General features: G+C 36.9%; 13 protein-coding genes. 11 read left to right on the forward strand and 2 right to left on the reverse strand.

Annotation, left to right across the window (positions count from 1 at the left end; all coding sequences use genetic code 11):
• Nucleotides 1-92 precede the first annotated feature (92 nt).
• The 3 genes from MKX57_RS03755 to srtB are packed head-to-tail and all read left to right on the forward strand — an operon-like array spanning nucleotide 93 to nucleotide 2,619.
• Nucleotides 93-1,058: an iron ABC transporter permease gene (locus MKX57_RS03755; RefSeq protein WP_089987217.1), complete on the forward strand. Its 966-nt coding sequence runs from the start codon at nucleotides 93-95 to the stop codon at nucleotides 1,056-1,058.
• Between the two features lie 5 nt (nucleotides 1,059-1,063).
• The gene (locus MKX57_RS03760) at nucleotides 1,064-1,834 is read left to right on the forward strand and encodes an ABC transporter ATP-binding protein (RefSeq protein ID WP_090003290.1); all 771 of its coding nucleotides are present in this window, start codon (nucleotides 1,064-1,066) and stop codon (nucleotides 1,832-1,834) included.
• 11 nt (nucleotides 1,835-1,845) lie between these two features.
• Complete coding sequence (srtB, locus tag MKX57_RS03765) at nucleotides 1,846-2,619, forward strand: class B sortase (RefSeq protein WP_237068728.1); 774 nt, start codon at nucleotides 1,846-1,848, stop codon at nucleotides 2,617-2,619.
• A gap of 140 nt (nucleotides 2,620-2,759) precedes the next feature.
• Here the strand turns inward: srtB and MKX57_RS03770 are convergent, their stop codons facing one another.
• Complete coding sequence (locus tag MKX57_RS03770; RefSeq protein ID WP_008174192.1) at nucleotides 2,760-3,197, reverse strand: VOC family protein; 438 nt, start codon at nucleotides 3,195-3,197, stop codon at nucleotides 2,760-2,762.
• Nucleotides 3,198-3,588: 391 nt separating this feature from the next.
• Between MKX57_RS03770 and MKX57_RS03775 the strand changes: the two genes are divergently transcribed.
• The 7 genes from MKX57_RS03775 to ssuE all read left to right on the forward strand — a co-directional run bounded on the left by MKX57_RS03775 (nucleotide 3,589) and on the right by ssuE (nucleotide 11,639).
• Entirely contained in the window at nucleotides 3,589-4,116 is a 528-nt protein-coding gene (locus MKX57_RS03775; RefSeq protein ID WP_008174190.1) for a YceI family protein, read from the forward strand.
• Between the two features lie 188 nt (nucleotides 4,117-4,304).
• A complete protein-coding gene (locus MKX57_RS03780; RefSeq protein WP_008174188.1) occupies nucleotides 4,305-5,231 on the forward strand; it encodes an NAD-dependent epimerase/dehydratase family protein in 927 nt (308 codons plus the stop codon).
• A gap of 101 nt (nucleotides 5,232-5,332) precedes the next feature.
• A complete protein-coding gene (locus tag MKX57_RS03785; RefSeq protein ID WP_342550802.1) occupies nucleotides 5,333-6,613 on the forward strand; it encodes an ATP-binding protein in 1,281 nt (426 codons plus the stop codon).
• Entirely contained in the window at nucleotides 6,610-7,185 is a 576-nt protein-coding gene (locus MKX57_RS03790) for an RloB family protein (RefSeq protein ID WP_342532063.1), read from the forward strand. Before MKX57_RS03785 ends, MKX57_RS03790 begins: the two co-directional genes overlap by 4 nt.
• 125 nt (nucleotides 7,186-7,310) lie before the next feature.
• The gene (locus tag MKX57_RS03795; RefSeq protein ID WP_175445572.1) at nucleotides 7,311-9,392 is read left to right on the forward strand and encodes a catalase; all 2,082 of its coding nucleotides are present in this window, start codon (nucleotides 7,311-7,313) and stop codon (nucleotides 9,390-9,392) included.
• Nucleotides 9,393-9,602: 210 nt separating this feature from the next.
• Complete coding sequence (gene lpdA / locus MKX57_RS03800) at nucleotides 9,603-10,940, forward strand: dihydrolipoyl dehydrogenase (RefSeq protein ID WP_090003287.1); 1,338 nt, start codon at nucleotides 9,603-9,605, stop codon at nucleotides 10,938-10,940.
• Between the two features lie 165 nt (nucleotides 10,941-11,105).
• The gene (gene ssuE / locus MKX57_RS03805; protein WP_090003286.1) at nucleotides 11,106-11,639 is read left to right on the forward strand and encodes an NADPH-dependent FMN reductase; all 534 of its coding nucleotides are present in this window, start codon (nucleotides 11,106-11,108) and stop codon (nucleotides 11,637-11,639) included.
• Between the two features lie 46 nt (nucleotides 11,640-11,685).
• On the opposite strand, the gene MKX57_RS03810 is transcribed toward ssuE, so the two are convergent.
• Nucleotides 11,686-11,838 (reverse strand): hypothetical protein, encoded by a 153-nt coding sequence (locus tag MKX57_RS03810; protein WP_170844193.1) that lies wholly within the window; start codon nucleotides 11,836-11,838, stop codon nucleotides 11,686-11,688.
• Between the two features lie 204 nt (nucleotides 11,839-12,042).
• Here MKX57_RS03810 and MKX57_RS03815 point away from each other — a divergent pair, with 204 nt between their 5' ends.
• Nucleotides 12,043-13,431 (forward strand): aldehyde dehydrogenase, encoded by a 1,389-nt coding sequence (locus MKX57_RS03815; protein ID WP_008174173.1) that lies wholly within the window; start codon nucleotides 12,043-12,045, stop codon nucleotides 13,429-13,431.
• Nucleotides 13,432-13,467: the final 36 nt, after the last annotated feature.

The following is a 13,467-nucleotide window of genomic DNA, read 5'->3' on the forward strand; positions in this document are numbered from 1 at the left end:
ACTTGAATGTCGCTCGTATGATCAGTATTTTACTCGTCATAGAGCGTTTTTCTTATCCTATATGGAATAAAAAAAGAAAAAGGAAGTCCGATATGACAAAAAGAATCGTCAGTTTTTTACTTGTAATTTTTCTATTACTTGTGACAGTTATTTATTCAGCCACAACAGGTAGCATTAAAATGGGCTTTTTTGAGTTTATAGGGGCATTATTTGATGAAGGAAATAGTCAAATGGAGGCGATCCGTGATTTACGCTTCCCACGTATCATCGTCGCATTATTTGCAGGTGCCGCACTTTCAGTTTCTGGGGTGCTTTTACAATCGGTGATGCGTAATCCATTGGCAGATGCAGGGATTATCGGAATATCTTCGGGTGCAGCATTTGTTCAATTATTTATTGTTGCCTTTTTCCCCACATTATTTTTTATGACACCCGTTTTAGCATTTATGGGCGGAGCCTTAGCCTGTATGCTTGTCTTTGCACTATCTTGGAAATCTGGCCTAAGCCCTCTCAAATTGATTTTAGTAGGGATAGCGATTAACGCTATGTTTACAGGCTTAACCGAGGCTATGATTAGCTTAGGTGGCTCCTTAAATATGTCCGCATCTAGTGTGATTGGTTCTAATCTAACAATGCGAACATGGAAAGATGTTTCCACAATTGTGACATATGGTTCAATCGGATTAATAGGGGCTTTTGCTTTATATAGTTGGTGTAATTTACTCGTATTACAAGACAAAACTGTTAAAAGTTTAGGATTTCAAGTTGCGCGAGCACGGTTATTAATTGCAGCCGTGGCTGTTTTATTAGCAGCCGTTTCAGTTGTTGTTGCAGGTGTTATTTCATTTGTGGGACTATTAGTACCTCACATTGCTCGCAGATTGGTTGGTCATGATCATGCTGTGCTTATTCCGTTTACAGCACTGGCAGGAGCTTTATTAATTTTAGTAGCAGATACAATTGGACGTACAATTGTTGCACCACTTGAAATTCCAGCGTCCACAATTATGGCAATTATCGGTGGACCCTTCCTCATATTCTTATTACGAAAAGAGTGACAAACATGGATATACAAGACATCATTGTATCGCATGATAATACACGTAACCATCTAAATGGCGTTTCAACATCCATTACAATGGGCAAAATTACAACAATTATTGGCCCGAATGGCTGTGGGAAATCAACTTTATTAAGTGTTATCTCTCGTCTTCATTTACCTAAATCAGGGAATGTCCTGTTAGAAAATAAAGACGTACTAAACTATAAGCCTAAGGAATTCGCTAAAAAACTAGCGATAGTGTATCAGCAAAACGATATACCGAAAGATTTAACAATTGAAAAATTAGTCGGCTTTGGTCGTCTTCCCCATCAAACATTGCTGAAAAAAGACAATGAAGGAGATGCAAAAGCCATTGAATGGGCATTGGCTTGTACAAATTTACAACAAAAGAGTACAACAAATTTAGAGGCGTTATCAGGTGGCGAGCGCCAACGTGTCTGGATTGCTATGGCTTTGGCACAACAATCTGAAATACTATGCTTGGACGAGCCGACAACGTATTTGGATATTTATTATCAATTAGAATTATTAGAGCTAGTCAAAACATTAAACGAGCAGCACGGCTTAACGATTATCATGGTGCTTCATGATATTAATCAAGCTATTCGCTATAGTGACCATATTATTTTAATGAAGGATGGTCAACTATTCGCAGAAGGTGCTCCACGTGATGTGATCACAAAAGATGTTATTAAAGAGGTTTATGGAGTTGACGCGGTATTTAATGAAGATAAACAACTTGGCTATTATATGATGCCAATAGGGATATGATTGGTGATAGGATGAAAAAGAAGGCGTCAAAGTTAGTCACATTTCTATATTTAGTGATATTTTTATTTTCTGCATTTTCTCTGGCAAAGTATCTATATACGTACTATGAGACATCAAAATCACTGAAGGAAGTGCAGGATATATATCAAGCTACATTAAGCACTATTGAGGATCAGCCAGTAAGTCAAGAGGAAGAAACTCAAGCTCCTTCAACGATAAGACCTCAATTCCAAGATTTATTAGCAATGAACCGTCAAATTGTGGGATGGATTTCAGTGGATGGAACAAAGTTAAATAATCCAGTACTACAAGCTGACAATAATGAGTTTTATTTAAATCATAATTTTAAAGACGAGGAAAGTCGTGCAGGAAGTGTCTTTATGGATTATCGCAATAATATTCTTTCTATGAATCAAAATACAATTTTATATGGTCATGCTATGAAAAACAATACGATGTTTGGTAGTCTAAAAAATTATTTAAAGCAAGACTACGCGGATGACCATCCAATTATTTATTTAGATACCCTATATGAAGGGTATGATATCGAGGTATTTGCTGCATATGAGACAACTATTGATTTCTATTATATTGAAACGGACTTTACAAGTGACGGAGCTTATCAGCAATTTCTAGAGGACATTCAGAAGCGCTCATCCATACAAATGAATGTCGCTATAAGTCCCAGTGATAAAATCCTGACATTGTCTACTTGTAAGGATTCAGTGATGAGTGACGATCATCGCTTTGTTGTGCAGGGTAAATTAGTAAAACGTGGAGAATAAGAATAGTAGGGAAGTACGAAAAGTTCGACACCCTTTTATGGAGGAGAACCATTATTGTCAAGGTTCTCCATTTATTTTTTAAGCCATAATGACTACTCTCAATAAGCGGGTGTCTACGTTTACATTATTTCAGTTTCTTTTTATTTGATTTTCTCTCCCAGCTCTAAAATAATTCCTTCAGGACCACGAACGTAACATAATTTATAACTATCTTCATATTGCTGTATCTCACTAAAAATTTCTGTACCCCTTTTTTTCAATTTAGCAATAATACCGTCAATATCTTCAACATTAAAGCAAATATGTCGGATTCCTAGCGTATTGGCAAGAGGTTGCTGAATATCTTTGTCATCTGATGGCGAATAAAATTTCACTAGCTCTATCCATGTCTGACCATCAGGCATCCCCAAACCTACACATGCCGTTTTAGCATGATTAAGCCCAACTATTCGGCTTAATTGTTCTCCTTCCAATTCCCATTCTGCTTTTACTTCAAGTCCTAACTCAAGAAAAAATGCTTTAGCCTCTGAAAGATCATTTACGTTTATACTCACATGATCCATTCGATTGATTTTCATATGTTATACCTCCTTGAAATCAAGTGTTCTTCGCAGAATTATACAACAACCTACTATTTTAAGTATCTGTAAAAGTTTCTTTACCGTCATGCTTTTTTTGCTACTTCGGCTATGGAAAAACGTATACATGTTCAGAGGAATAGGATATCAGTTTTCAACATGAACATTAAATAAAAAAACAATTTAATTACTTGACGTAATTAGATTATTAATATATAGTAGGTTACATAAAGTAATCAATTACTTTTTATAACTAAAGTAGTAAAAAAAGATAAGTAACTACAAATGTTTATCCTAAATAATGTTGGGTAACATAATTACTGTAGTTGCTTCATATTTTAAAATATATCTCGAAATCGAGATAAAATCAACTTATTGGAGGAATTATAAAATGGCAAAATGGAATATTGATTTAGGGCACTCAGCAATTAACTTTCAAGTAAAACACATGATGGTATCAAAAGTGAAAGGTGTATTTGACAAATACACAGCGGACATTGAGGCGGCAGATCTTGCAGACTTAACTACTGCTAACATCAGCTTTACAATTGATCCAGCAAGCATTAATACACGTAGTGAAGATCGTGATAACCATTTAAAAGCAGAAGATTTCTTTGATGCTGAACAATATCCAACAATTACGTTTAAATCAACAAATATTACAAAAAAATCTAGCGATGAATATTCAGTAACAGGTGACTTAACAATTAAAGGTGTAACAAAATCAGTAACATTTGATACGGAGTTTAACGGCAAAGGCACAAATCCATGGGGGCAAGAAGTATATGGTTTTGAAGCTGAAACAACGATCAATCGTGAAGACTTTGGTTTAACTTGGAATGCTGCCTTAGAAACTGGTGGAGTTCTTGTAGGTAAAGATATTAAAGTATCAGTTGAGTTAGAAATTAACCCAGCGTAATAAAGAGATTTTTCCTTGCATGCTTGAAGTAATATTCGAGCATGCTTTTTATATGTCCCAAAATAGGCATGTGCTTATCATATATTCTAGTAATGATATTCTGTAAAAAAATCCCACCAAATAAGTTTCTTGCATATTTTTAGCAAATACTGCATATAAATCATCATATTGTTTTTGGGGGCGATAGGATGAATGTATTAGTGACAGGTGGCTATGGTTTTATTGGCAGTGCAGTAGGTAGGCGTTTTTTTGAAGAAGGAGCATCGGTTTATATTATTGATAATTTAAGTACGGGTCACTTACGAAATGTTGACTTTGAGCATAAATCTTATCTTTTAAATGTGGAAGATGAGGTTTGTGAGCACCTTTTTAAAGAAACACATTTCGATGTGGTGATTCACTGTGCAGCGCAAACAAGTGTTCAACAATCCTTACAGGAGCCAGTAAAGGATATTTTGACGAATATTGTTGGGCTAAGTCAAATGCTCTTTTTATCATCTAAATATAAGGTAAAGCATTTTGTTTTTGCCTCCTCAGCTGCTGTGTATGGAAATAGTCACTATCCGCCACTAGAAGAAACAGATGTCTGTGAACCGATATCTATGTATGGATTAAACAAGAGCATTGGAGAAACCTATTGTGAGAAATGGCAAAAGGATTATCGGTTACCTATTCTTATTTACAGATTCGCCAATGTTTTCGGTCCAAGACAACAAATGCAAGGTGAAGCTGCTGTCATCCCAAGCATGTTAAAAAGTAGTATGGAGGGAAAACCCTTTACGATTTATGGTGATGGTGAACAGACACGTGACTTTATTTACGTCGATGATATTGCAGACGCCATCTATGCCGGTGTCCATGCACGATTGCAGGGTATCTATAATGTGTCCACAAATGAAGCCTGGTCACTTCATCAAGTTATTTTGCTACTTCAGCATTTAAATCATCCACTTGAAATTCAATATGCCCCCGCGCGAGAAGGAGATATTGAACATTCATTTTTAAATAATGACAAATTAGCTAATGCAATTGGTTGGAGACCCAAAATTTCTTTTGCAGAGGGAATTGAACGTACGCTGAATGCTTTACAAGTTGATAAATTAGCGGAAATTTAACGATATAGAGGATTTGGCATATTACACTGTGTAATATGTCTTTTTCTATGTCTATAGTATAATAATTCATTAAAGAAATGGATGTGGACGGAGGCTTACATATGCTTGTAGATTTTAGAGTAAACAATTGTCTAAGCTATAAAGAGGATACATTATTTTCAATGGTAGCGGGAAGTCGTCTGCGAAAATGGAAGGATACCCATACCATGCAATTGGATGATTCACTGCGTGTAGTGAAAAGTGCATTTATTTTTGGGCCAAATGGAAGTGGTAAATCTAATCTATTTACCGCAATTAAGGTTTTGCGGTCCTTACTTTTTAACTTTGAAAATTTAAACAATATTAAACAATTACGTCTACCTTATCAACCATTTAAGCTAGGAAGTCAGCAGGGCAAACCAACAGAATTTATGATTTCCCTATTTTTGGACGGAGCTTTGTATGATTATGAAATTCAGTATAATGCTTCCTTAGTTTTATATGAGCGCCTTCACAAGACAACAAATAATTTGAAGGAAGAACTTTTTGTCCGACGTTGGGATGGTGTGGACTATTCGTATGACACAGCTCATTCGACGGCACAGGAATTAACAAAATATACACGTAATAATACAGCCTTTTTATCAGTGCTCCATGTTTTTAATGATTCAGATGCGTTAAAGGTATTCGATTGGTTTTTACATAAAATCCTGTTTCTCGATGAAGCGAATCGGTTATCAAGTCATCCCCTTATTCGTAAACTTGAAGAAGAGCCTTTTAAAAAAGAGGTCATCAAACTTCTTAAAATTGCCGATTTTTCGATTCAAGATGTCACAGCAAGACGTGTGGAACGCAGAGAAAAAAATACCATTAGCTACGAATTTGACACCCCTGAGATCATTCAAGAAGTTGATATCGATCTGCATTATTTATCATTCGATGAAGCAGGTGCCCCCATCGGGACAGAGACGATCAATTGGACGATGGATTCTAAAGGTACTGTGCGCATGTTGCATTTAGCTTGTGTGATGGTAGATGCTTATAATAAAGGAAAAACTATTTTTATTGATGAATTTGATACAGCTTTTCATGTGTCAATTTGTGAATTTCTAATGGCAATCATGAATAGTAAACGCAATACGAGTAATCAATTTGTCGTGACGAGTCATGAAATAGAATTATTGGATCAGCCATTGCGGTCCGATCAAATTTGGTTTGTTAATAAAACCTTTAAAAATGAATCTGAGCTTTATTCTTTATTTGATTTTGCAGACCTGCAAAAAAAGCGTGGCGACCTTTCATATGCAAAACGTTATTTAAAAGGAGAATTTGGCGCAACTCCCGTTATTAATGAATATTTATCTGAACAATATTTAGATGAAGCGGAGGTATCTGAGCAGTGAGAGTACGACAACAAGGAAACCGAACACTGCGGAAAACTATTTTAATTTATTGTGAAGGTGAAACGGAACGTATTTATTTTGAGCAGCTACGTATTTTGAAGCGCTCTAAAATGGTGAGTGTGAAAATAAAAAACGTTAAACGTTCTGCAATTAAGCTTGCTCAACATGCTTATCGGGATTCAAGTTATCAATATTTTGACGAGGTCTGGATTGTTTTTGATAAGGATGATTTAACTGAAAAGCAATTGGAGGAAGTAAATCAATTTTGTGAGGAAAAAGGGATTCATATTGCTTATTCAAATGAAGCTTTTGAATTGTGGTTACTTTTGCATTTTGAAGAAGTGGATAGCTCGGAAAAATATCCACGAGCTGTCTTAAATGACAAAATGGAACAACATCTTGGCGTGAGTCGATATTTCCGTCATAAGGCTGACGAGTCTCTTATTGCCCCTATTGCATTACGACATGAGGTAGCGATTAAAAATTGTACGGACATGATGGCTCCTCGTAGTACGGAGAGCCGTGACAACCCCTACTGTAACATACATGAAATGATACGATACATATTTTAAGATTGGTAGGTTCTTTATGTTATATAGGGAACCTACTTTTTACTTTAGCGGAGATAGATTGTCAAATAAATGCATGTTTATTCCAAACAAACATATAGTGTCTATTGAGCGAAATCAGTAATAGTATGAAAGGGGATTGCGTGGATAAGCCAAATTCGAATCAACGCAAAAATATAGAGGATAATGCCAAGGATCAGCAACTAGAGCCGTTTCGTGTTGAGAATGAAGGCACAAAAATGACTACGAATCAGGGTCTTAGAGTGTCTAACGATGAGGATTCCTTAAAAGCAGGAGTCCGCGGTCCGACAATTATGGAGGATTTTCACCTTCGAGAAAAAATTACACATTTTGACCACGAACGAATTCCAGAAAGAGTCGTACATGCTAGAGGTTTTGCAGCGCATGGTGAATTCGAATTATATGAGTCAATGAGAGAGTATACGAAAGCGAAATTTTTGCAAGACCCGAAAAAGAAAACACCAGTGTTTGTTAGATTCTCGACAGTGGTAGGTAGTTTAGGCTCGATGGACACAGCTCGTGATGTACGGGGGTTTGCAACAAAATTTTACACGGATGAAGGAAATTATGATTTAGTAGGCAATAATATTCCAGTCTTTTTTATTCAGGATGCTATTAAGTTTCCAGATTTAATTCATGCTGTAAAGCCAGAGCCGCATAATGAGATGCCGCAAGCAGCCTCTGCCCATGATACGTTTTGGGATTTCGTTGCGAACAATCAGGAGATAGCACATATGATTATGTGGCATATGTCTGATCGAACAATACCTAGAAGCTTCCGTATGATGGAAGGTTTCGGGGTGCATACATTCCGTTTTGTTAATGACAGAGGACGATCGAGATTTGTGAAGTTTCATTGGAAGCCTGTACTAGGTGTGCATTCACTAGTTTGGGATGAAGCACAGATAATTGCAGGGAAAGACACAGATTTTCAGCGACGGGATTTGTGGGAGGCCATCGAAATTGGAGATTATCCAGAGTTTGAGTTAGGGGTGCAAATACTTGAACCGGAAGACGAATTTAAATTTGATTTTGATATTTTAGATGCCACTAAGCTTTGGCCAGAAGAACTAATACCCGTAAAGAAAATTGGAAAAATGACCTTAAATCGTAATGTGGATAATGTATTTGCTGAAACTGAGCAAGTTGCCTTCCACCCAGGGAATGTTGTACCAGGCATTGATTTTACTAACGATCCACTGTTACAAGGTCGACTCTTCTCCTATTTAGATACACAGTTAATTCGTCTCGGGGGACCAAACTTTGCGGAAATCCCTATTAATCGCCCTCTTTGTCCTGTGCATAATAATCAACGGAATGGTTTTAGTCGACAGGCAATTAATCTAGGTAGAGTGAGCTATCATAAAAATTCATTGGCCAATAATACGCCTGCAACATCTACTGCAAGGGAAGGGGGATACGTTCATTATGAAGAAAAGGTTGAAGGGCGAATCACAAGAGCACGTAGTAAATCCTTTGACGATCACTTTTCGCAAGCTAGGCTCTTTTGGAACAGTATGTCCCCACCTGAAAAACAGCATATTATAGACGCTTTTAGCTTTGAGGTTGGAAAAGTAAAAAGTAAATCGGTGCGACAACAAGTTGTGGATATGTTTGTTCGTGTGGATAAAGCAATGGCTACAACTGTGGCTGAAAATGTTGGTGTTAACCCTCCTAGTGGGGAACAGTCCAAGGTAACAGCTTCTTCACCTGCACTTAGTCAAGCCAATACCATTAAATTGCCTTATACGCTTAAGGTGGGTGTTTTAATTGGTGATGGATTCGATTCCAATGAGGTAGGCGAAGTATTGAAATATTTAACAAGGCAAGGTGTGCGCTACAGCATTATTTCTGATCGACTAGGTGTTGTAACAGGGAATAATGGTGTTCAATTAACGGCAACCGACACATTTATTACAACCGATGCCGTTTTATTTGACACGTTATATGTGGTGGGGGTAAAGGCAAGTAATCAAGCTAAATTTAATACACATATCGTGAATTATATTAATGAGGCATATCGCCATTATAAACCTATTGGGTTTGCTGTTACAGGTACAACGTTTTTCAATATGTCAAATGCGAATGTGGGACCAGGCATTGTTTTAGCAACTGGTAATAAGGATTTTGCTAAAAAATTTGTAGGCGCGATTGCACAACAAAGATTTTGGCAACGCAATATTTATTAAGCATAGGAAAATATAAACGTATAAGGCTTAGACTGTGGACAAAAGCTATCGAGAAGTTCTTTCTCTCGGTGGCTTTTGTAATTTTCATTTTTAAGCTTTTCGAATTGTTCTACTTGATGGGCATTTCTTTAAAAAACCCTCTCTAAGACATTCCTGATAATATTGCATTCAATTTTTCCAAATGATAAGGTGTTACATGAGGTGAGAAATATGGAAAATTTTGATATAGCGATTATTGGCGCAGGGCCAGGAGGTTATGTAGCGGCCATCCATGCGGCGAAAAATGGCAAAAGGGTTGCATTGATTGAACGAGATAAATTAGGAGGAGCCTGCTATAATGTCGGCTGCATTCCATCTAAAATTTTATTGGAGCATAGTAAACTAGTACAGGCAATCAATCAAGGAAATAATTGGGGAATAGAAACGGACAATGTGCGAATAAATTTCCCTCGATTGATGCAAAGAAAAGATACAATTATTCAAGAGCTTCTAACAAATATTGAGCACTATATCATCAACAACGATATAACTTTATATCGTGGTGAAGCCACATTAACTAAAGACTTGCTGATAACAGTTGGAAATGAAACTTTGACAGCCACGGATATTATATTGGCAACAGGCAGTCATCCATTTGTCCCACCATTTCAAGGTTTAGAGACTGCTACCTACTATACAACAGATACATTTTTCAATCTTAAAGAGCTACCAGCACAGTTAACGATTATTGGTGGTGGTGTCATTGCAGTAGAAATGGCCTTTAGTTTAGCACCTCTAGGAACGAAAGTTACAATGCTTAATCATAGTGAGGATATTTTACAAACGGAAGAACCAGAGTCGAGACCTCTTATTCGAGAAAAGATGAAGAAACTTGGTATTGAACTTGTAACAGATTTCGAATTCGAAAAATTTGAAGGCCATACTATTCATACAACTAAAGGTACATATACATATGAAAATCTTCTATTTGCCACAGGGCGTCGTCCTAATACAGAGATCGCTCAGCATTTAGGGCTAGCATTTGAAGGACTTTTAATTGCCGTCAATGACCATTTACAGACGAGTCAGCCCCATCTGTATGCAATTGGTGATTTGGTCGGTGGTTATCAGCTAGCACATTCAGCAAGTGCAGAAGGAATCTATGCTGTAGATTATATTGTGGGTAATCAACCAGCATCAATTGACCAAGCATCTATCCCACGTTGTGTCTATACACATCCTGAGATTGCCACATTTGGTTTACTAGAAGAACAGGTAAAAGTGCCTTACACGATGACAAAAATGCCTTTAAAGACAAATCCAAAAGGTTTAATGGAAGGCAATACAGAAGGCTTTGTGAAGCTAATTACAGAAGAGGGTAGCGGTCAAATTCTAGGTGCTTGTGTTGTAGGAGATGGTGCAACAGAAATGCTGAATGCGATATTGGCGGCAAAAAATGCAGGTGGTACAGCTCTTTCATTAGCACAAATGATTTTCCCACATCCGACTGTATGTGAGCATATTGGAGATGCAGCCAAAGCCGTTTTTGGAAAAGCTATTCACCAATAAAAAAGCTATTGACTTTAAAGGAATATATGTTAGATTAATTTTATAAGAATACTTGGTTTTGAAGTTGACTAGGCATCTAGAGGCTTCTATTTTACAAGGCGGTTTCCGTTTGATTGTAAAATAGAAGCTTTTTTAATGGCTTAAAAAAATAAAAGGAGTGGGGAAATGACAAAAGCAGTAATTATTAATGGAAGTAACTCGAAAAGCTCTAGAGTTACGGCAATTCATGAAAAGGTTGTAAATCATCTAATGGCACAAGGAGTAGAAGTCCATTCTAATTATGTTCATGAGCTACCAGCAAAAGATTTAATGACAGCCAATTTTGGGAGCGAAAGTATCCAGCTAGAGAATAAATGGGTCGAGGAAGCACAAATAGTGATCATTTTAACCCCAATATACAAAGCATCCTTTACAGGGATATTGAAGACTTATTTAGATGTACTACCCCAGAAAGCTCTGCATGAGAAGGTCGTACTACCTATTGCTGTCGGAGGTTCTATTGGTCATTTATTAGCATTAGAGTATGCTTTAAAGCCCGTTTTAGCTGTACTCGGGGCGACCACAATATCACATTCAGTTTATATTGTGGATAAACAAATTATTCGTCTGGATGAAGGAGGCTTTGCCATAGAAGAAGAAGCAATCAAAAGATTGGAAGCAGAGCTAAAGCAGTTGCAACGAGTATTAATTGCTAATTAAATATGAAAAAAGCGCATTATAGGGGTATCCTATAATGCGCTTTCTTTTAATTTACTTCAAGATCTTCTTCTGTTTCTACTGGTGCTGTAGAAAGATATAAGAAAGCCTCATCTTGCAAAAGCATTAATTTTTCTTCACAAATCCCATGCGATAATGGTCCTGAAAAAATAGACTCCCACCATGTCGTTGTTGTTGTCATTCATCTACGCCCCCGTTTTAATTAATATGTAGTTGTATATTTCCCGAGATAAAAAAACTAAAACATTTTATATACTCAAATTTCATCCTCCCTGATGTAGAAAGAGGATTTTTCCCTCCTGATGTTGTATCGTATAGACAATGATAGTTTGTTTCGAAATGAAAAAACTATGTATGCCATTTTTGAAAAAGGGGTGTTTTATTGATGAATTTTACGTCTCAAGATGTGGAAAATATGATAACAGAGCAGCGTCAATTTTATTTTTCTCGTGCCACTAAAAGTGTCAAGTTTCGAAAAGAGCAATTAAAAAAACTAAAGAAATCCATTTTGAAATATGAAAAGGAAATTCTGAACGCTCTATACTTAGACCTTCGGAAAAGTGAGTTTGAAGCTTATGCAACTGAAATTGGCATTGTCTTAGATAGTATTTCTCATATGGTGAAGCATGTGGAAGAATGGATGGCGCCAGAAGCTGTCAAAACACCTATTCAATATCAGATGGGTAAGAGCTTTATTGTTCGTGAACCGTATGGTGTTACATTAATAATTGGACCTTTCAATTACCCATTTCAATTGGTCATGGAACCACTGGTAGGTGCTATTGTTGGCGGTAATACAGCTATTGTCAAACCGTCAGAAACATCTGTACACACTGCAGCCATCGTAAAAAAAGTAATTGAAGAAACATTCCACCCGTCCTATGTACGTATAGTGGAAGGGGAAAAAGATGAGGTTACTGCCTTAATCCATGCTTCCTTTGACTATATCTTTTTTACAGGAAGTGTTGCAGTCGGCAAAGTGGTAGCTAAGGCAGCAGCAGAACGACTAACTCCTATTGCTTTAGAACTTGGAGGGAAAAGTCCAGCTATTGTCGATCAAACAGCGAACCTAGAAGTAGCAGCGAAGCGGATTGTATGGGGTAAATTTACAAATACTGGGCAAACATGTGTGGCACCAGATTATTTACTTGTTCACAAAGATGTGTATGATCGCTTTATGAAAATTTTAAAAGAAACAATACGTTCTTTTTATGGGAAGAACCCATTAAAAAGCCCTGATTACGGACGCATCGTGAATCTTAGACAGTTTGATCGTTTACAGCAAATTATTAAGGAAGAGCGAGATGCTATAACATTTGGCGGGCGGATAGATCGAGATGATTTATATATTGAACCAACAATCATCGAATATGTAAAGTGGACAAGTCCATCGATGCAGGAAGAGCTTTTTGGTCCTATCCTACCTGTTATGATGTATAACGATTTACCACTAGCTATCCATCAAATTCGCCAATTGCCGAAACCACTAGCGGCATATTTCTTCTCAGAGCACGAAAAAGCGACTCAATACTTTTTAGAGGAATTGCCATTCGGTGGAGGATGTATTAATGATACTATTACACATGTTGGTAACTTACATTTACCATTTGGAGGTGTTGGTCCTTCAGGTGTGAAAGCCTATCATGGTAAAGCGAGCTTTGAAAACTTTACACATTCGAAATCCATTTTAAAGAAATCTTCTAAGCTTGAGACGAATGTACTTTTTCCACCCTATAATCAAAAAGTGAAAATTGTACGCTCTATTATGAAATAGTAAAATGGGGGGATCTTTTTTCAAATGAAGATACCC

It is taken from the genome of Lysinibacillus sp. FSL M8-0216 (assembly GCF_038595555.1).
Lineage (GTDB): Bacteria > Bacillota > Bacilli > Bacillales_A > Planococcaceae > Lysinibacillus > Lysinibacillus fusiformis.

Bases quoted from the DNA above. Each gene is read 5' to 3' on its own strand.
- MKX57_RS03755 (WP_089987217.1), top strand. From the start codon at position 93: ATGACAAAAAGAATCGTCAGTTTTTTACTTGTAATTTTTCTATTACTT.
- MKX57_RS03760 (WP_090003290.1), top strand. From the start codon at position 1,064: ATGGATATACAAGACATCATTGTATCGCATGATAATACACGTAACCAT.
- srtB (WP_237068728.1), top strand. From the start codon at position 1,846: ATGAAAAAGAAGGCGTCAAAGTTAGTCACATTTCTATATTTAGTGATA.
- MKX57_RS03770 (WP_008174192.1), bottom strand. From the start codon at position 3,197: ATGAAAATCAATCGAATGGATCATGTGAGTATAAACGTAAATGATCTT.
- MKX57_RS03775 (WP_008174190.1), top strand. From the start codon at position 3,589: ATGGCAAAATGGAATATTGATTTAGGGCACTCAGCAATTAACTTTCAA.
- MKX57_RS03780 (WP_008174188.1), top strand. From the start codon at position 4,305: ATGAATGTATTAGTGACAGGTGGCTATGGTTTTATTGGCAGTGCAGTA.
- MKX57_RS03785 (WP_342550802.1), top strand. From the start codon at position 5,333: ATGCTTGTAGATTTTAGAGTAAACAATTGTCTAAGCTATAAAGAGGAT.
- MKX57_RS03795 (WP_175445572.1), top strand. From the start codon at position 7,311: ATGAAAGGGGATTGCGTGGATAAGCCAAATTCGAATCAACGCAAAAAT.
- lpdA (WP_090003287.1), top strand. From the start codon at position 9,603: ATGGAAAATTTTGATATAGCGATTATTGGCGCAGGGCCAGGAGGTTAT.
- ssuE (WP_090003286.1), top strand. From the start codon at position 11,106: ATGACAAAAGCAGTAATTATTAATGGAAGTAACTCGAAAAGCTCTAGA.
- MKX57_RS03810 (WP_170844193.1), bottom strand. From the start codon at position 11,838: ATGACAACAACAACGACATGGTGGGAGTCTATTTTTTCAGGACCATTA.
- MKX57_RS03815 (WP_008174173.1), top strand. From the start codon at position 12,043: ATGAATTTTACGTCTCAAGATGTGGAAAATATGATAACAGAGCAGCGT.